Source organism: Desulfobulbaceae bacterium, assembly GCA_013792005.1.
Lineage (GTDB): Bacteria > Desulfobacterota > Desulfobulbia > Desulfobulbales > VMSU01 > VMSU01.
This window is the reverse complement of record VMSU01000234.1, coordinates 1-17,529: the sequence shown is the minus strand read 5'-3', so window position 1 is coordinate 17,529 and position 17,529 is coordinate 1. Positions and strand designations below refer to the sequence as shown.

17 protein-coding genes are annotated in these 17,529 nt (G+C 50.1%); 4 read left to right on the top strand and 13 right to left on the bottom strand.

Annotation, left to right across the window (positions count from 1 at the left end; all coding sequences use genetic code 11):
- From FP815_15440 to FP815_15425, 4 genes are all read right to left on the bottom strand, one after another.
- Positions 1 to 176 (bottom strand): cytochrome c biogenesis protein ResB (locus tag FP815_15440; GenBank protein MBA3016325.1); only part of this gene is annotated, 176 nt, incomplete at its 3' end.
- Positions 177 to 407: 231 nt separating this feature from the next.
- The gene (locus FP815_15435; GenBank protein ID MBA3016324.1) at positions 408 to 1,835 is read right to left on the bottom strand and encodes a hypothetical protein; all 1,428 of its coding nucleotides are present in this window, start codon (positions 1,833 to 1,835) and stop codon (positions 408 to 410) included.
- Positions 1,836 to 1,904: 69 nt separating this feature from the next.
- Positions 1,905 to 2,276 (bottom strand): PilZ domain-containing protein, encoded by a 372-nt coding sequence (locus tag FP815_15430; protein ID MBA3016323.1) that lies wholly within the window; start codon positions 2,274 to 2,276, stop codon positions 1,905 to 1,907.
- Positions 2,277 to 2,440: 164 nt separating this feature from the next.
- The gene (locus FP815_15425; protein ID MBA3016322.1) at positions 2,441 to 2,998 is read right to left on the bottom strand and encodes an isochorismatase family protein; all 558 of its coding nucleotides are present in this window, start codon (positions 2,996 to 2,998) and stop codon (positions 2,441 to 2,443) included.
- A 293-nt stretch (positions 2,999 to 3,291) separates the two neighbouring features.
- Here FP815_15425 and asnS point away from each other — a divergent pair, with 293 nt between their 5' ends.
- A complete protein-coding gene (gene asnS / locus FP815_15420; GenBank protein MBA3016321.1) occupies positions 3,292 to 4,671 on the top strand; it encodes an asparagine--tRNA ligase in 1,380 nt (459 codons plus the stop codon).
- Between the two features lie 81 nt (positions 4,672 to 4,752).
- On the top strand, positions 4,753 to 5,454 hold the full coding sequence (locus FP815_15415) for a 5-formyltetrahydrofolate cyclo-ligase (protein MBA3016320.1): 702 nt from the start codon (positions 4,753 to 4,755) through the stop codon (positions 5,452 to 5,454).
- On the opposite strand, the gene FP815_15410 is transcribed toward FP815_15415, so the two are convergent.
- Positions 5,441 to 6,766 carry an HDOD domain-containing protein gene (locus FP815_15410; protein ID MBA3016319.1) on the bottom strand — a complete coding sequence of 442 codons (1,326 nt, stop codon included), beginning with the start codon at positions 6,764 to 6,766 and terminating at the stop codon, positions 5,441 to 5,443. The two genes, FP815_15415 and FP815_15410, sit on opposite strands and share 14 nt — an antisense overlap.
- Positions 6,767 to 7,082: 316 nt before the next feature.
- Here FP815_15410 and FP815_15405 point away from each other — a divergent pair, with 316 nt between their 5' ends.
- On the top strand, positions 7,083 to 7,463 hold the full coding sequence (locus tag FP815_15405; GenBank protein ID MBA3016318.1) for a response regulator: 381 nt from the start codon (positions 7,083 to 7,085) through the stop codon (positions 7,461 to 7,463).
- Between the two features lie 30 nt (positions 7,464 to 7,493).
- Here the strand turns inward: FP815_15405 and FP815_15400 are convergent, their stop codons facing one another.
- Complete coding sequence (locus FP815_15400; GenBank protein MBA3016317.1) at positions 7,494 to 9,602, bottom strand: bifunctional (p)ppGpp synthetase/guanosine-3',5'-bis(diphosphate) 3'-pyrophosphohydrolase; 2,109 nt, start codon at positions 9,600 to 9,602, stop codon at positions 7,494 to 7,496.
- Between the two features lie 354 nt (positions 9,603 to 9,956).
- Between FP815_15400 and xth the strand changes: the two genes are divergently transcribed.
- Entirely contained in the window at positions 9,957 to 11,396 is a 1,440-nt protein-coding gene (gene xth / locus FP815_15395) for an exodeoxyribonuclease III (protein MBA3016316.1), read from the top strand.
- 28 nt (positions 11,397 to 11,424) lie between these two features.
- On the opposite strand, the gene FP815_15390 is transcribed toward xth, so the two are convergent.
- The 7 genes from FP815_15390 to FP815_15360 form a co-directional block, all read right to left on the bottom strand.
- On the bottom strand, positions 11,425 to 12,639 hold the full coding sequence (locus FP815_15390; GenBank protein MBA3016315.1) for a YjgP/YjgQ family permease: 1,215 nt from the start codon (positions 12,637 to 12,639) through the stop codon (positions 11,425 to 11,427).
- Positions 12,495 to 13,664, bottom strand: a complete 1,170-nt coding sequence (locus FP815_15385) for a YjgP/YjgQ family permease (protein MBA3016314.1) — start codon at positions 13,662 to 13,664, stop codon at positions 12,495 to 12,497. The genes FP815_15390 and FP815_15385 overlap by 145 nt, the downstream gene beginning before the upstream one ends.
- Before the next feature lie 144 nt (positions 13,665 to 13,808).
- Positions 13,809 to 14,465: a TrkA family potassium uptake protein gene (locus tag FP815_15380; protein MBA3016313.1), complete on the bottom strand. Its 657-nt coding sequence runs from the start codon at positions 14,463 to 14,465 to the stop codon at positions 13,809 to 13,811.
- Between the two features lie 18 nt (positions 14,466 to 14,483).
- Positions 14,484 to 15,902, bottom strand: coding sequence for a potassium transporter TrkH (locus tag FP815_15375; protein ID MBA3016312.1), 1,419 nt, complete (start codon positions 15,900 to 15,902; stop codon positions 14,484 to 14,486).
- Positions 15,903 to 16,257: 355 nt separating this feature from the next.
- The gene (locus FP815_15370; GenBank protein MBA3016311.1) at positions 16,258 to 16,962 is read right to left on the bottom strand and encodes a hypothetical protein; all 705 of its coding nucleotides are present in this window, start codon (positions 16,960 to 16,962) and stop codon (positions 16,258 to 16,260) included.
- A gap of 6 nt (positions 16,963 to 16,968) precedes the next feature.
- A complete protein-coding gene (locus FP815_15365) occupies positions 16,969 to 17,259 on the bottom strand; it encodes a type II toxin-antitoxin system RelE/ParE family toxin (protein MBA3016310.1) in 291 nt (96 codons plus the stop codon).
- Positions 17,256 to 17,528: a type II toxin-antitoxin system Phd/YefM family antitoxin gene (locus tag FP815_15360; GenBank protein ID MBA3016309.1), complete on the bottom strand. Its 273-nt coding sequence runs from the start codon at positions 17,526 to 17,528 to the stop codon at positions 17,256 to 17,258. Before FP815_15360 ends, FP815_15365 begins: the two co-directional genes overlap by 4 nt.
- Position 17,529 lies beyond the last annotated feature (1 nt).

The following is a 17,529-nucleotide window of genomic DNA, read 5'->3' as shown; positions in this document are numbered from 1 at the left end:
AGTTGAAAGAACTTGGCGATGTTTTCACCGTAAAGCTCAATGTATTTGATGCTTTCTTCTTTCTGGGGAATAATGGTCCCGATAATTGAGGCCACAGCCAGAACAAAGAGTGTAAACAGCGCCAATTTGACAGAGGCGAAAAAATTCCAGAGACTATTGCCTTTTTTATTTTCCATGATGGAACGTATTCCTGTTGTGAGAAAGCAGCGTTAAATGCTGATCTTGATTAATCGACAAAAGAAAACCTGCCAGGTGAGATGAATGGCAGGTTGCCACAGGGGAGTTTCCTAGAAAAATATATATTAAGAGAACTCAACCGATTAGTTAACTGACTTTAAGACATTTTTAAAATTTTTCAATGGAAATTGTGGGTACTCCCACTGAGATGTTGAGGGCGAATATCGGGATCACCCCAGTTCTGCTAATAACCGGTCAATGTCATCTTGGCTTGCTTCTCCTGCCGGTACGGTTTCTTCTGTTTTTGCTGCCGGCGCCGTTTGGGTGGGTGGGGAAGGTGTTGGGGGAGATTGACTTTGGATGCGGGCGGAGATTTCAGTGAGAACACGTTTAGCCGCGCTTTCACCCGCTGCCAGGGACTCTTCATAGGAAAGTTGTGGCTCTTGCGTCTTCTTGCTGAGCATGGTTTCTGCCAGAGTTTTTAGTCCTTTTATCTTCTGTTCGAAGGGGTTGTACTGGCCGGAGGAGGCAACTTCTGTCGCATCTCTGAGTCGATTGGCATCATGCTGGATACTGGCAGCGATGACCATGGCGTTTTCGATATGGGTTGTTAGATCGTCTGACATATCTGGGCCGTAATCGGTTTGTTCCACGCTTTGGTATATCAGCTTGTCGATTGCAGTATGGCATTCATCCAGGAGTGATGCCATACTGTCACTGGGAGTGTTTGCTGGGGGGGCTGATTCACTGTTATCCTCGTCGATAGTGGTCATCTCCTCCTTGGGTGGTATCTCAAGTGGAAGAAATTGATCAAGAAAAATTGAGGCCTGCTGCTGATCCATTTTTGCCAGAAGGTTGCACGTAGTTTTTTCACTGCAGGCTGAGCCCAGGGCTGTGTATATATCGGTCATGGGGACGGTCAAAAAACCATCGTCTTCGGTGTACGTGCTAACTTTTGGGCTGATCGCGTTATAGAAGGCATTTTTGTCAAAAATTTCTTCCGCCTTAGCGCGAGAATTCTGGATATGGCTCTTGACGGTTTCGTTGGTGCACAGTTCGTAGATGGTTTGAAACACAGTGTCAAGGTTGAAAAGATAGCGGGTAATGGTTTTAGTGGTCGGGGGGGATGAGGTTTGGGCGGCTGGTGGGCATAGGTTGGTGGCCTGGGAGATTTTTTCAGACAAACGTTCCAAGGCAGGTGTGAGAGTGGGAACGCTATGGTTTGTTGTTCTCCCTGGTTGCGACGTAGTGGCTTTTAATGTCTGAAGCACATTTTTTAATTCATTTGCCATGTCGGCAAGATCGCGAATGGTTCCCTCTTGCGAAGTGCTGGTGGAATGTGTTCTGGAGGTTACCTCTTTGTCAAGCAGGGAAATTTCTTGGAGAAATTTTTGGGAGCAACGCTCGAAGTAGTCATCGGCTGCGGGGGGGGCAGGCGATACTGGAGGTGTCAGAGTCGGAGACGATGGCTTTTCTATTTCAACAAACTTCTCCACTTCGACAATCTTTTCTACTTCGATAATTTTTTCGACCACTTTGGTGGTGCTTGGCTCGTTTGAAGCTAGGACGGTAATGTTATATATGATGTCATCCGTGGGGATTCTGAAAAAACCACTGCACATCTCCAGATTCACTTCTGTCTTTTTCTTGTCAGTCATGGCTTGATCATCCCTTATCGCGCGAGGTCGTTTTTTGTCTGGCCTTCATTACTTGATTTACAGATCTTGTTATCTGACACGGCCTGTAAAACGGACACCAATTTCATATTTAGCCGGTTGGGCGCTGTCTTTGGCGCACCACATGACGGACCCTATAGCCTTAAGTATTCCGATGTCGCCAGGGTCTCCCGTTGGGGTCCATTCATCGCCATCTTCCACCCAGCCTGCAAATTCAAGCTCAAGGATTATCTGGGTTCCTTTGTCGATAGCCTGGTTTGCTAGAAAGCGGACTCCTCCTCCGCTATAATCGCATAAATTACCGCGCTGGGCGTGGGTATTCTTGGCGATATCTTCAAACCGGCGGTAAGAGATGTTTGACCGCCGGTGGAGTCGGTCATGTTGTCGGCGTTCGTCCTGGAGCATCGAGATTTCGTTGATCACTGCCTCACCTTTGCGTCGAATTATTAAGTGCCTATACAGTTTTACGCAGATTTGCCAAAAAAAATCAATACGGTAATATTCTTTATTGATGGAACGTGTGTTGTCTTGGCGCTAAGCGAAGTATTTCAACTTTTTTAAACCCAAGCCCATTTAGGTGACGCCTCTCACTTGAGGAAAGGCAAAAGCGCTTTGAACTCAGGTGTTCCTGCTTGATGGAGCAGTTCATAAATTATCATTTCGGTATTTGCTACGACACCACCGATTTCAGTTATTCGGTGAAGTCCCGTGCTGTGATTAAGGTGGGTGCGGGAAGAAACGGCATCAGCAGGGACCCATGAAGAGTACCCTGCTCGCAATGTTCCAAGCACAGTTTGGTAGATGCAGATATGAGTCTCTACTCCACAGAAAATCAAAGTATTCCTCTCTTGAGGAAGATGATTAACCTCATGCCGGACTTGAGGGTTATTGAACCCCCCAAACTCCATCTTGTCGATGGGGCTAACGCCGTTAAGCTCATTCTTTATTTCTGGCAGGAAGTCGCCGATCCGTGCAACATATTGGGTGGTGGCGATGATTGGGATGTGCAGGGCTTTGGCGGTTTTGATGAGTAGGACGCTGTTTTTGACAACACTGTCCCTGCCTTCGATAACTGGCATCAGGCGATCTTGAATGTCGATAACCAGAAGGGCACAACAGGATGGATTCAGATAGTTAAGGTGCATAGCTCCTCCATGTTCTTGAAGTTTTGGCAGGGCAATTTGAAGTTTGCAAAAAGAGATGATTCATTGTAAGCGTTTAGCAGATAATGGGCGGGCTTCATGGCCCAATGATATGGGTTACTATCTCGGGTACGTCGTTCTGATCTCTCAGCCATTCCCGGACTTTTTGCGAGATGGTCAATGTTGAGGGCATTACACTTACGATTTCTTGTTTGTCAACAGGGGATAAGACTATTCGTACGCTATCGTGAGTCGTGGATAATGTTCAAAAATAAATTACTCCAGGGGATGCAAATATGCAATACAGGCGCATAATTGATGTGCTGAAAGGGGAAAGGGTCGGGGCAGAAGTTGAGGTTCGGGGTTGGGTGCGTTCCTGCCGTAACTCCAAGGAAGTGTCGTTTGTCGATGTTAATGATGGTTCCTGTTTGGCGAATTTACAAGTGGTGGCGGATGATCGCGTGGCCAATTATGCATCCGAGGTCAAGCGGTTGCTTAATGGCTGTGCCGTGGTGATTGTTGGAGAGTTGTGCGTCTCGCCCGCGCAAGGACAATCAGTGGAGTTGCGAGCTGATGCAATCAAAGTCGTGGGCTGGGCAGGGGAGGAGTATCCGTTGCAAAAAAAACGGCACTCCTTTGAATTCTTAAGGGAAATCGCTCATCTTCGCCCACGAACAAATTCTCTTGGGGCAGTTGCCAGGGTGCGAAGCTCTCTGGCAACTGCAGTTCACACTTTCTTTGTCGAACGAGGTTTTTTCTATGTTCACACTCCGATCATCGGTACTGGTGATTGTGAGGGAGCAGGAGAGGCATTCACGGTAACCTCCATGAGTCATGACCGACTTTCGGCTGGGGGAGTTGACTGGAGCCAGGATTTTTTTGGGAGCCCAGCAAATCTTACGGTCAGCGGGCAGTTGGAGGCAGAGGCCTATGCCCTCGCCCTGGGCCGGGTCTATACCTTTGGCCCAACGTTTCGGGCTGAGAATTCCAATACCAGCCGTCATCTAGCCGAGTTCTGGATGGTCGAGCCCGAGATGGCCTTTTGTGATTTCGAAGAAGACATCTCGGTCGCAGAAAGTTTTTTGAAGTATCTTGTTCGTCATGCCCTTGAGCGCTGCCAGGAAGATTTGGCGTTGATGGCGCAGTTTATTGATAAGGATTTGTTGTCGAGGCTGGAGCTGGTGGCCGCAAAAGATTTCGTGCGGCTATCTTATACCGATGCGGTGCGGCTTTTGTCCGATTCTGCTGTCGAGTTTACTCAGTCGGTCGTTTGGGGTGCCGATCTTCAGTCAGAGCATGAGCGGTTCCTTACTGAGCAAGTATTCAAACAGCCGGTGATTGTGACTGATTACCCACAGCAAATTAAACCGTTTTATATGCGGGTTAATGATGACGGGCAGACGGTAGCGGCTATGGACATCCTCTTTCCTGGAATTGGTGAGATTGTCGGTGGCAGTCAGCGTGAAGAGCGTCTGGACCGGCTTGTTGGGCGGATGACCTCAATGGGTATGGACCTTGATAGGTATCAGTGGTATCTTGATCTCCGTCGTTTTGGCAGTGCCCCCCACGCCGGGTTTGGTTTGGGTTTCGAGAGGATTGTTCAGTTCGTCACCGGCATGAAGAACATCAGGGACGTGATTCCATTTCCACGCACACCCGGTTCAGCCGGATTTTAGCCCTGGAGTGTATACCGTCAGCTTTCCAGACGAATTACTCTCAGGTCTTGCCTGAGCAACAAGTAGACTCACAAGGAATAAATGATGGTGAAGAGCAAGGATGAGTGGCGGCAGGAATATCATGGGACCTCCCCTGTGGCCGATGGCAAGACTGCGGAGGCTCTTCGACGTCTTGATGCTTATCGTCGCAGTCGGCAGGTCTTTATTGAGCCGACAGCGGTCTTGGCTCAGATGCGAATTAATGCCCTGCTTGACGGCAAGGAGTTGATTGTTCCGGGTCCGGGTCTGCGGGATGGTTTCTATCGGCTGATGCCTTTTTCAGTTCCCTTTCCCAAGCTCTCTTTTGCTGTGAGTCTTAAAGGTGTGCCGGTTTATGGCCAATTGTTGCCGCATCAGGAGTTATCGCGGCTTGACATTGGAATTATGGTCGCCGAGGCCTTGGCTGTTGATGCTAGTGGAGTCAGGCTGGGTGATGGCAGCGGTTTTTTTGATTTGGCGTGTGCCATTCTCAACCATTGTGGGGCGTTGACTGAGGTGTCGACAGTGTTGGCTGCGGCGGTTGTGAATCGACCGGAGCAGTTGCCCGCCGATTCATGGGATGTCAGGATGGATGGTGTGTTGGACGCTCAAGGGGCGCACTTTTTTCAGCATGATCGCGAATTGCCGGCAATTGACTGGTCGCACTTGGTCATGCAGCGGATTAAGAGGATTACTCCTCTGTGGCAGGAGTGGAGACGTTCGCATCTCTCGTCGTCGGAGGTCAATGGGGTTACAGATACATGATCGCTCTCCAGGGAATCTTGTCGATAAGGGCAGGAAGTTCGGTCTTGGAGATCCCGAGTCGCTCGAGACTGGACACCAGGGGCTCGGAGCTTATGAGTTCGGATTCGTAGCCGGAGAGGTACCAAGAAGTCAAGAAGTCAGCAAGATAGACAAGGTGGGTGAGGTCGTGGTGGCTACTCGCCTGGTCGGGCTGATGATGGTGAGCGATGACCTGAGCGATTGATTCAGGAAGATCCCATTCGTCGGTCAGCAGTTTGCCTGCCTCTTGGTGGTCAATGCCAAGAAATTGGTTTTCAAAGCTGGAGAGAACGGTTTCCCCCGGTTGGTTGTGTTGGTAAAAGAGAGGTCGAAAGGAGGCGAAGTAGCGGTCGAGTACGACCTTGCCAATATCATGCAGAAGCCCTGCAGAATACGCCGCATCAGGTTTTACCAGTCTGGTTTCTTCGGCAATGATTCTGGCCGAGTAGGCTGTGCCGATAGCATGTTTGTAAAGACCGCCTTTGATCAGGGCGTATCCACCGTTTTGCACCTTTAATAGCGAGGAAAAGGCAGCTGTTGCCACCATCTGCAGGAGATTTTCTTGGCCAAGGATGAGCACGGCCTTGGCAAGGGTCTCGATCGGGTGTCGAGGTGCGACCAGGGCGGAGTTGCACAGGCTTAATATTTTTCCGGTCAAGACCTGGTCGGATCCGATAGTGTCCACAAGCTCACTGGTGTCATATTCGCCTTCCGAGATTAAGTGGATAACCTTTAATGCTGTTTGAGGGATCGGAGTTATGTCGTTGATCGCTTGGATGATGTCCTGTCGGGTTGGTTTCTTGATTGGTTCTCCATCGGGATCAATTTTAAAGCGGGTAGTAATTTCAGTGTGCCATGTGGCGGTATTTAGGGTCATAATATAGGGAGAAAAACCACAAGACTCTTCTTTGACGATAGGAATCTGCCTCTCTTTCAATATTGCGTGAGCATTCTCTACGCAGCGCCCACCGATGTTTAAGGCCAGATCGTGTTCCGATATTTTGCCAAAGAGGGCGCCTCCTGCGAGTACCGCTTCAAGTCTGTCAGGATTGGCTCCAGCCTGTTGAAGGGCATGAATGAAGTGGAGGAGGCCGGTTGTGACATAGTTGTCTGGCATCCAGTCGCTGTTAGGGGTGGCCGGTTCAGGGAGGATAAAGTGTGCTGCGCCGCCGATACCGACTACCCGGTCGTAGATAACTATTCCAACGCAGGAGCCTAGCAGCAGCTTTAATGTGCGTTCTTGACCAATGACAATGGTGTGTTCACCCGAGGCAATGTATTCGATTGGTATCATTATGAAAAGAACCTAAGGTTTTAATTTTGTGCCGCCTTGCGAGGGGAGGATTGAGTTTTGCTTGCTAAACACTGTTAAAATAATATGTTTGTTTTTATGTAACTGTCCAGCAGCCTGGTAGCCTGGGTGTGCATGGTTTCATCATGCGCACCGATTGGTGGGCCATTCATGATCCGCGTGCGCAACAAGTTGCGCACCCCTGACATTAAGTATCATGCGATGATTTATGATAAACCATGATTCTTTTAACCGTAAACCGATAACTGATTACCGTTAACCTGTGTAGTTACGTTTTTATTAATCCAAGGAGCAAGGGATGGCACCATTAAAAGTATTGATTGCCGAGGATGAGAAAGTAACTCAGAGGGTTTATCAGGCGTCTTTGCCTGGAACTCTTTGCCAGTGTAAGATTGCGGATAATGGTGAGGACGCGATTCGGCTCTATGACGAGTGGAAGCCGGATGTGGTGCTGCTTGATTTCAGTATGCCTACTCTTAATGGCTATCAGGTACTGAAAACTATCCGCGAGGAGCGCAGGGATAAAGCCACGGTCATTATCATGGTGACGGGGCAGTCGGATAAGGATTCTATTGTTGCCTGTGCCAAACTCGGGGTGCATGGTTATATTGTCAAGCCTTTCATTAATAAACAACTGGCACCGAAGATAGTCAAGATTTATCGGGATAGCAAGAAATAGTGAAGACGGCAGGGGGGCTAACTCCCGGAGTTATTGTTCCATGACGATTTCGTATTCCAGGCCAGTCTTGTCAAAGTGTCCCAACACATTTTTTAAGGCCTGCAAGGTTTCGATTTCGAAATTTATTTGCCAGGCGGAAGTCCCGTCAGGGAGTGATGACAACATGATGATATCATGAATCTTCATTTCCTGGGGAGCGACGCCCAGCATCATCAGCAGACGGTTGCGGCTGATGACTTTTAACATGATGATGGTCTGGGGTTTACTGATCCTTGTCTCTTTTTGGTTCCATTTGACTTCCACGACATCTTCCCGCTGGAGATTGAGTGAGCGCATCTTGACGCACTCTTTGCGGTGTACGGACAGGCCGCGGGGGCTGAGGAGGCCGTAAAGTCCTTTTGCCGTCGGTACTGGCGAGCAGCAGCGCGAGAGCTTGATGCAGGCCGGGTCCAGGCTGGTAAGGAAAATCTGATTCAGCGCCCCGGTTGGCGGGGCCAGGGTGGGGTGTCCAGCGTAGAGGGTGTCCTTAATGAACAGGATTAGATCCGTGAGCAGCAGCTGGCCGTTTCCCACCTCCTGGTACAGTTCGGTCATGGCGCTCAGTTCAAAGTGTTCCAGCAGGGCATTGGCGGGATCATTTTCCAAAAGTTCCCTGGGCAGGCCGTAGCGCTTCATCTCTTGGCGGAGGATGGATCTGCCGATGTCTTCGGCGAGAATCTCCCGTTTATGGCGGAAAATTTTGGAAAGTGATGAGCGGGCCTTGGCCGTCTGGCAGAGTTCAAGCATCTCTGGTTCGAACTCTGTTTGTTGTTTGCGGGTAATGATTTCGACCCGGTCGCCGTCTTCGAGGATATGTTTGATGTCGGTTCGCTGACTGCCGACAATGGCGGAAACGCAATGGCTGCCGATCTCGGTATGGACCTTGAACGCGAAATCGAGGACAGTGCTTTGAATTGGCAGGCAGATCCGCTCTCCCTTTGGAGTGAAGGTGTAAATCTCCTTGCCGCCCGAGGCTGCGATGGCATCAGTGTATGAGAGATCGTCATCGCCTCCCAGAATATTGAAGATCTCCTTAACCTCTTCTTCGTAGGCTGATGGTCTGTGTCGGTTGTCGAGCCACATTCTGATCAGGCCTATCCTGCCAACCTGGTACATATGGTTGGTTCGTAGTTTGAACAAGTAGTTCTGTCCGTCGATGTTGGCGCGAGCGTGCAGGCTTTGGTAGCCGGTTGGTTTTGGATTGGCGATGAAGTCGCGGATACTGCTGGGGATGGGCGGATAGATTTGGTTGACGACCCCTAATGTTCGGTAGCAGGACTGGATATCGTCGACAGCGATGATAATCTCGATAGGGGTTTCGATCTCCTTGACCAGCACTTGATTTTCGGGGTCGAAATAGGCCCATAACCCTTTGGCAACGATATAGATTTCCCCATTAATCCAGCACTGTTCCAGTTCGGATTGGATGCGTCGCTTGATCTCCAGGACTCTGGGGTCGGTAGTAATTTTGGTGATATTTGATTTAAGCCGTTGGCTCTGTCTCGGGAATTTGTAGCTTAACGCCAGATCGTACAACTCGCGCTTGAGTTCAAAGAGACCCATGATTCGCGACATGGGGGCGTAAATGTTCAAGGTCTCTTCGGCGATTTTCTGGCGCTTATGCTTCGGCATGGAGTCCATGGTCCGCATATTATGAAGCCGGTCGGCCATTTTGATCAGCATTACCTCGATCCGTGATGCCGCCCCGGAAAAAATTTTGCGATGCACCTGCTTGGAAAAGGCTTGGCGGTCACCGCTGAAGTCGATAACCTTGGTGCATCCGTCAACGATGGCCTCGACATTGCGCCCGAAATATTCGCCAATCACCTCATGGGTAACTTCCGGCACATCTTCGATGGTGTCGTGAAGGATGGCGGCGGCCAGGGTCTCAGGGTCGTTAACGCTCAGTTCTTGGGCCAGGATTTGTGCAACATGGCAAGGATGGCTGATGTACGCTTCGCCAGACTTGCGGACTTGTCCCTGGTGGGCGTCAACTGCGAAGCTTAACGCCTTCCAGAATGGTTTGGCCGGGCCTTCTTGGTTTCCCAGGAAGCGCTCCATGGTAGCAATATAGTCGGAGAGGTTGAACGTGTTGGTCATAGGGTGATAGTGATGAGATCGTGACCTGGAGGTAACGGATCGTAACTGCACAGGTTGTCGGTTTGCGGTTGACAGTTAGTGATCTCTGCCAATGGCGGACCAATCACTGGTATTAAAAATTATGCTATGATGCATGATGTCTATAGTGATTCTGGTAACCGTAAACCGGGAACTGAATCACCGTTAACCTAGGTAGTTACGACGAATCCAAAATATCTACTCGTACTAACGCAAAGCCGGGGAGAACGCAAAGGAAATTGTTCGAGTGACTCCGGATGAGGAGAGACTTTGAGGCGTATCTGGGTGATACTGTTGATGTGCCGTTGTTATCGTAATCATCTTAAGGGAGTGCCAATGGTTGTTGATATAGAGAAATTTATCCGTGTTGTTGCGGAGGAGGTCAAGGAGTATCAGGTGCCGGTGGTTGATCTGATTGCGGTGCAGACCAAGGATCCCTTTAAGGTGCTGGTTGCTACCATCCTCTCAGCCCGCACCAAGGACGAAGTGACGGCTCAGGCATCGAGCCGACTCTTTGCTAAGGCCCCGGACTTGGAGAGCCTGGCCTGGCTTAACGAGCAAGAGCTGAGCCGGTTGATATATCCGGTGGGGTTTTATAAGGCCAAGGCCGGATATTTGGCCCGTCTGCCTTCAGCGTTGGCAATTTTTGGCGGTAGAGTGCCTGATGCTATTGATGATCTTGTAACCTTGCCGGGTGTTGGGCGGAAGACCGCTAATCTGGTGCGTAGTGTGGCCTTTGGTAAACCTGCCATCTGTGTCGATACCCATGTTCACCGGATTATGAATCTCTGGGGTTATGTCCAGACGAAGACCCCGCTTGAGACTGAGATGGCGCTTCGTGAGACTCTGCCCGAGCAGTATTGGATTACCATTAATTCGATACTGGTAGCTTTTGGTCAGGGAACCTGTAAACCGGTAGCTCCCCATTGTGATGCCTGTCCATTGACAGCGGAATGTCCTAAGATTGGGGTTGCTCCCCGCAAGAATGGTCTGCAGAAAAAGAAGGTTGGCGCAGGAAAGCTGTTGATTTCATGGAACGTCAATGGGATACGGGCGCTGGAGAAGAAAGGATTTCCCGAGGTGGTGCAGAGGCTGAATCCCAATATTTTGGCAATCCAAGAGACCAAGGCTCATTCAAAACAGTTGTCGGAAGAACTTCGACATATCCCCGGCTATCACTCATATTGGCACTCTGCTGTTCGCCCAGGGTATTCCGGGGTGGCTGTCTATACCAAGGTTGAGCCGCTGGCGGTGATCGAGGGGATTGGTGTTGATGAAGTTGATCGTGAGGGGCGGGTGCTAACCTTGGAGTACCACGATTTTTTTTTGGTTAATGCCTATTTCCCAAATGCCCAGCACGGGTTGCTGCGAATTGACTTCAAGCTTGCCTTTAACCGAGCGTTACATCTTTTTGTCGATACCTTGGCCACTAGAAAATCAGTAGTGATTTGTGGCGATTTTAATCTGGCGCATAAGGCCATTGACTTGAAGAATCCTAAGGATAACGAAGAGAACCCAGGATACTCGCTTCCTGAGCGGCGGTGGATGGATGAGTTTGTTGGATCGGGTTATATTGATACCTTCCGGGAGTTTAACCAGGAATCAGAACAGTACAGTTGGTGGAGTTATCGCTTTAATGCCAGGGAGAGGAATATCGGTTGGAGAATCGATTATTTTTGCGTCGATCAGTCAAGCCGTCACCGGATCAAAGATGCGCGGATCTTATCGGAGATCATGGGCTCTGATCATTGTCCGGTGACCTTGATGTTTGTTTGATGCTTTCGCGAACAGGCTGCGCTTTGGGTTACTGCCGCCGAGCCATGATGATGGCTCCTCCGGCCAGGCAGAGGCAATGAATTGACCAGGAGGCGGCAATTGTAGACAGAACTGCCGTTTGGGCCATTGCCTGCATGCCACTCCATAAAGCCCAGACCACGAATGAGCCGCCAGCGCTGATTGGAACGGCGAAGGCCAGGTTGATGCCGGACCTTCCCATCTCAAAGCAGAGGATGACCGGGAGCGCCAGCCAGAGTAGGGGGATTCCCAGAAGCAGGAACGAGAGACGGCGATGGGCCTCAACCAGGCTCTTGCGTTGGTCTGGCTGGGATGAATCCAAGGCTTGGCGGATTAAGGAAAACAGTGGTTTTCCAAAATCAAGGGCAATCGGCGTCAGGAAGGAGGCCGGGCTTTCAGGTAGGGAGATGGTCGTCTCCTGGAAAGGTTCGACCTTACTGTTTGCTCCCTTTGAGCGGATCTGACCGTTTTTTAGTCGCCAACTATCGACATCGTAATTGGCTGTTTGGGCGAACAGGCTGATGCCTGGACCATCTTTGCTTGCAAACTCTTGATAGCGGAAATTGGAAAAGACTTGATGCGCCTTGCTTTGATCTCGGAATGAGTATATCCCCTGTCTGCCGCGAACGAAGGTGACTCCTTTCCGAACCGTTCCCACCCCTTTCTCACCCAAGACGTCCTGACGCCAAATTCTGGTCATCTCCATTCCTGCTGAGGGAAGGAGCCATTGCCCGGCAGCAAGGGCTACGCTGGTGCAGAGTATCGCTCCAATGCCAAAGGGAATCATCACTCGATATTTGGCGATTCCTGCGGCGTTTAACGAGAGCAGTTCTCGGCGGTTTACTAAGAGGCCGAGGGTGATGATACCGGAAAGAAGCAGGCTTACCGGGCTGATCTGGTCAAGAATAACAGGAATCTTCATGAAAAAATAGCGGGCGGCCAAGGCCAGAGGGAGGCCCCGTTCCTGGAAATTGTCGAGTCTCTCAAAAATATCGACCAGGAGATAGAGTGAGGTGAGGGCGGTGACAATCAACAGGAAGTGCAGCGCCATCTGCTTGATAATGTATCGGTCCAGCAGGATCATTGGCGTGCTCCCTTTGATATCATCTCGAGTATTTTTCCCCACGCCGATGTGAGCGCTAGGGGGAGAGGGATGAGGGTGTCTTTGTCCATGCGCAGGACACAGACCGATGTAAGGGTTGAAAACAGGAGATTCGGAGCCCATAAAATGAGTGGCAGGGGGATTGGTATCGTCCAGTTTTCCGCCACAGTTTCAGTAAAACTGAACAGGACATAGTAGAGTAGGAAGAAGAACAGGCCGGCTGGGATTGCCAGCGAGCGTACTCCGGGGCGTGAGCGGGCAGCAAAGGTCAGCCCCAGGAGCGTGAGGATGAAACATCCCGCAGCCAGGGTTATTCGCTGGTGGTACTCGATCATCATGTTCCGTTCCGAGCGTGCCCCCCCTTTCCCTGCGGCAATGCGCAGTGCAGCTTGGGACATTTCTCTTGGGTTTGGTCCCTTGTCTGCCCCGGTTTTCGGCAGGGTTACCGGCAGATTGATAGAGTAGCGTTCGAAGTCGATGTGGCGGGATATCTGTGAGTCGATGAAGTCGATTGTGCCGTTGGTTAAATGTAACCCTAACAGGAGGCTTGCGTAATCGGCCGTGAGATGAGCAGCCTTGGCAGTGATGGTCATGGGCTGATCCTGGTTGCGGCCATCATAGAGGTAGACCTCCTGCCACTCTCCTGACGCAGGATCAATGCGTTCCACATAAGCGACGATGCCGGCCAGACTGTCGCTGAACGTCCCTTCTTTGATGCTGCGGTCAATCTTTTCCCTGGCGAGTTTCAGCATCAGGAACTCCATGTTGATCAGCCCTTTGGGCATCAGAACAATGGTTGAGTATCCGGCAATGCAGGTTACGGTCAGAGCAAAAATTGCAACAGGGGTGACGATCTGTCGGAGTTTGACCCCTGCCGCCCGTAGAGCCAGAAACTCATGATCCATGGCCAGGCGGTTAAAGGCGAGGACCACTCCCAGCATGCTGGCGAGCGGCATGGAAAACATCATCAGCTTGGGCATCAGGTAGAGGGTCAAGCGGATAAAATCAGCCCAGCCGATGCCAAGGGCGAAGACCAGGTTGAAGGTCTGCAGCAGTTGTCCCAGAAAGAGAACTCCTGTCATGATCAGGAGGCTGGCCAGAAAAGGGGCTGTCATTTCGCTGAGAAGATAGGAGTAGAGAATGGGCATCAGGTAGGGGAAGAGGGTTTGTCGGACGGGTCAGACAGGGTCAATCTGTCCAGTTTATCCTATTTTAATATTGTTCCGGACTATAGCTGTCTTGTTCAAAGTCGTCAATGGTCATGGGTGAGGGTAACGGGGTTAAAAATATCTCTATGGGTCGATATCTTCCAATCGGCCAATCTCCCCGATGATCACCAAGGTGTCTCCCAAGCGTAGAGGCTTGTCGGCCTTGGGCAGGATGGAGTACTCAAGGTCGCCTTTGTGTTTGGCGGCAATGACCTGGATGCTGTAACGGTTGGTGAGATTCAAATCTTTCAGGCTCTGCCCTGTCCACTTGTTGATGATGATTTCTTTGAGCACCACATCCTTGCTGAAGGGGAAAAAGTCGAGGAATCCGGGGATGGTGATCTTGGCAGCCATCTGGCGGGCGGCCATGTGTTCGGGGATGATCACCTCATTGACCCCGATTTTCTTGAGCAGGGTGGCGTGGTCATTATTAATGGCCTTGGCCCAGACCACCGGGACTCCGAGTTCCTTGAGATACAAGGAGATCATGGCTGAGGCGGCGAGGGAATCGCCGACGCTGACCAGGACATGGCTTAACTGTCCGACTCCCATTTGGATCAGGGCCTCCTTGCTGGTGGCGTCGGCCTCCATTACCTGGGTGAAGACGTTTTTCGCTCTTTTTACCAGCTCCGGGCTGCTGTCAATGCCTAAGACGTTGACTCCGAATCCTGAAATGATCGACCCGAATTCAAAGCCGAATTTTCCTAAACCAATAACGCCTACCTGGACAAACTCTTTCATACATCCTCCTTTCGGATGTTAGCCGATTTGGATATTTTCTTCCGGCCATTTGAAGAATTGTTCTCGCCTGATTTCATGGATGACCGCCAGGAAGATCAGCGGCCCGAGTCTGCCAATGAACATCAAGAGTGTGATGGTCCATTTGCCGATTAAAGATAATTTGGTGGTGAGGCCCATGCTTAAGCCCACTGTGCCGAGAGCTGAAATCTCTTCGAAAATGATTTCGAGGAGCAGCCCGTGATTGGTAGTGTGAGGCATGTCGCCACCTTCGGTGATGGTAAGGATGACGGTGGCGATGAACAGAATCATTCCCTCAATGACCACGAGCATTAAGGCTTTATTGATCGCTTCCTGGCCAACGGCGAAGCGGCCGATCACCGTTTGTGGCCGGCCTTTCAGTTCTGAGGTGATGAACCGCCAAAGGACACTGAAGGTGGTGACTTTGATGCCGCCAGCGCAGGAGCCGGGTGCGCCGCCGATGAACATCAGGATCAGCATGACCAGCAGGGAGATGGTGGTCATCTGGGCGATGTCGACGGTGTTGAAGCCAGCGGTGCGGCAGGTGACTGAATTGAAGAGAGCGGTTAGCATCGACACGGAAATAGGGGCGCGATGAGTTGCCTGCTCGGCGGCAAAGATGGCTGCCCAGCCAATGAAGATGAGCCAGGCGGAGGTTCTGAGGACGATTCCGGTCTGCCAATTCAGCCGTATTGGGCGAGTCTTTTTTTGTGACCTGAACGTCTTGGGCAGAACTGAACCAAGCTCGATCAGAACGGAAAACCCAAGTCCACCGGCGATAATTAGAAACATTATTGCCAGGTTGACCAGCCATGATTTTTGCCAAGAGATCAGGTTGTCGGTAAACAGGGAAAAGCCAGCGTTGCAGAAGGCGGAGATGGCGTGGAAAATTGCGGCGTAGGGGGTGATGCCTCCAGGGGCGGTCAGATAGATCATTAGTGCGCCCACTAGTTCGATCCCGAAGGTCCAGATCAGCATGCCTCTGAGGAAGAGCATCAAGCCCATGCCCTGATTCGACATCAGCGATTGGCCCACGGCGATTTGATCGGTGATTGAGACCCGTCGTCGCCATAGGAAAAAAGCGACGCTGGTGAAAGTCATGATTCCCAAACCCCCGATCTGGATCAGAGTCAGGATCACCGTTTGTCCGAAGCGGGTGAAATAGGTGCCGGTGTCAACAACGGTGAGCCCGGTGACACAGACTGCCGAGGTCGCGGTAAAGAGGGCGTCTGTCCATGAGAGGTGGGTGGCGGCAATGCTGATGGGGTGGTGGAGCAGGGCGCTCCCGATGCCGATTACCAGGGCGAAGAAGAGCACTGGCAAGGAGATTGGAGGGAAGCATTTCTTGCATGTGGCCAGAGCCCTGGCGTACGGGTTGATATTTTGCGTTGACAGATGAGACAGAAGTGGTGATGCCATCGGCAGTGGGAAGGTCTTGCGAAAGGGGTTAGGGCAGGATGATCATGGTTGCTGACATTATGGGTCGGATGAAGTGTCTTTCGCTTATTACCTGAGTTGGTGGTCTTTGACAAGGCCATTGAGCTGGTTCACGATTTTGGATTAATGACCATGGAGAATGGAGCGGGGATGGACGGAGGATTGATGTATGTATTTCTACTAGGACGGCCCATTAATTTCTGACATTCTCATGTAATTAATGGGTCGTCCTGTTGTTGTCAATATTGAATATTTAGAGCTATCTTCAATGCCACGGGTACCCTCTGATCGCACCGCCGAACTTCCCGCGGTCAGGTTGACCCGATTTTTCGATTTTTTATACCGGGGGAACGTTGTCAGCAAACATCGCATTGAACTCTTCTTCTGTGACCCCAAACAATTCGGCTGCCTTTGTCCGAATTTTCTTGCTTCGCTTGTCAATCATAGACTCAAATTGCCCAGGGTTCAGATCTTCCCACTGCAAAAGACGTTCTTCAAGGTCTTTGTCTGAATAGGGAGGAATATTTTTCCCTGGTGTTCTGAACCAGTCATGAGGGTCTTTGTCGAGTTTATTCAGATTGTCGTTACCACGAAGAAAATGAAAGTTGGCATAGTGGTTTACCATTTCATATGGGTAGCCAGCTTTCTGAAGCTTTGACCTGGGGAAAATATGATCACGCTGAAGTTCTTCCGGGTTCTTATCAAGGGTAATCCCACCGTGAGTAATGTTGAGTGCGAGATCAAGATGCCGCCGAAGAACGTCATCCAATGACTTGATTCCGTACTCTCGTTTAATTAGTGCAACAAGTTCATCGAGTGGAAGAGACTGGGTATTTGCTACTTTGTTTTTTGCGAATGCTCCCATACGGGCCTCAGCACCACTGAAGATCCCGCTCATGATGGAAAGGTAAATGCCTATTACGATTTTTCGTCTATCATCATGTGCAACGGTCTCTCGATTGGAAATGAATACCACAAAAGGCAGCAAAGCATTATGGCCACCTCTGAAAAACCGTTCCGAGTAGATACGGCAGTTATCCATTTATGTCTAAATTTCATCTAGTGGTAGAATTTGTTTACCATGCCGAACCGTGAGTACAGATGTGTTTAATTTTTCTATCTTATAAATGATTCGATAATTCCCATAAAGTAATTCCCGAATATCTTCTCTTCTGGTTTCAGGGACTATTCGACCACATGTTGGCGATGATTTTAGTAGTTGGACCTTGTTAAATAATATTTCTACCCATTTTGTAGCAGCCGAAGGGCTATCTTGAGCGATGTATTCTGCAATTTCTGTTGCTCTGTCAATTGCGAGAGGGGACCATATTAATTTCATTTTCCAATACGCCCCAAAATTGCTTCTTTAGCTTTGCTATGCTTAATCCCTGCTCCAGCTTCAATTTGTGCTATTGAAGTTTGTATATCCTCCAGTAGTTCAATTTTTTCTTGCATGGATTCATATTCTGTAACATCAAGTAATACAGCGACTCCTTTGCCATACTGGGTAATGACTAGGGGTCTTTTAGTGTCATGTACTTGTTTAAGAAATGAAGCAATTCCTGTTCGGAATTCTGACATAGGACGAATGTCTTGATCAATTTTCAGT

Coding starts and splice junctions, on each gene's coding strand:
- FP815_15435 (MBA3016324.1), bottom strand. CDS start 1,835: ATGACTGACAAGAAAAAGACAGAAGTGAATCTGGAGATGTGCAGTGGT.
- FP815_15425 (MBA3016322.1), bottom strand. CDS start 2,998: ATGCACCTTAACTATCTGAATCCATCCTGTTGTGCCCTTCTGGTTATC.
- asnS (MBA3016321.1), top strand. CDS start 3,292: ATGCAATACAGGCGCATAATTGATGTGCTGAAAGGGGAAAGGGTCGGG.
- FP815_15415 (MBA3016320.1), top strand. CDS start 4,753: ATGATGGTGAAGAGCAAGGATGAGTGGCGGCAGGAATATCATGGGACC.
- FP815_15410 (MBA3016319.1), bottom strand. CDS start 6,766: ATGATACCAATCGAATACATTGCCTCGGGTGAACACACCATTGTCATT.
- FP815_15405 (MBA3016318.1), top strand. CDS start 7,083: ATGGCACCATTAAAAGTATTGATTGCCGAGGATGAGAAAGTAACTCAG.
- FP815_15400 (MBA3016317.1), bottom strand. CDS start 9,602: ATGACCAACACGTTCAACCTCTCCGACTATATTGCTACCATGGAGCGC.
- xth (MBA3016316.1), top strand. CDS start 9,957: ATGGTTGTTGATATAGAGAAATTTATCCGTGTTGTTGCGGAGGAGGTC.
- FP815_15390 (MBA3016315.1), bottom strand. CDS start 12,639: ATGGGCTCCGAATCTCCTGTTTTCAACCCTTACATCGGTCTGTGTCCT.
- FP815_15385 (MBA3016314.1), bottom strand. CDS start 13,664: ATGCCCATTCTCTACTCCTATCTTCTCAGCGAAATGACAGCCCCTTTT.
- FP815_15380 (MBA3016313.1), bottom strand. CDS start 14,465: ATGAAAGAGTTTGTCCAGGTAGGCGTTATTGGTTTAGGAAAATTCGGC.
- FP815_15375 (MBA3016312.1), bottom strand. CDS start 15,902: ATGGCATCACCACTTCTGTCTCATCTGTCAACGCAAAATATCAACCCG.
- FP815_15370 (MBA3016311.1), bottom strand. CDS start 16,962: ATGGATAACTGCCGTATCTACTCGGAACGGTTTTTCAGAGGTGGCCAT.
- FP815_15365 (MBA3016310.1), bottom strand. CDS start 17,259: ATGAAATTAATATGGTCCCCTCTCGCAATTGACAGAGCAACAGAAATT.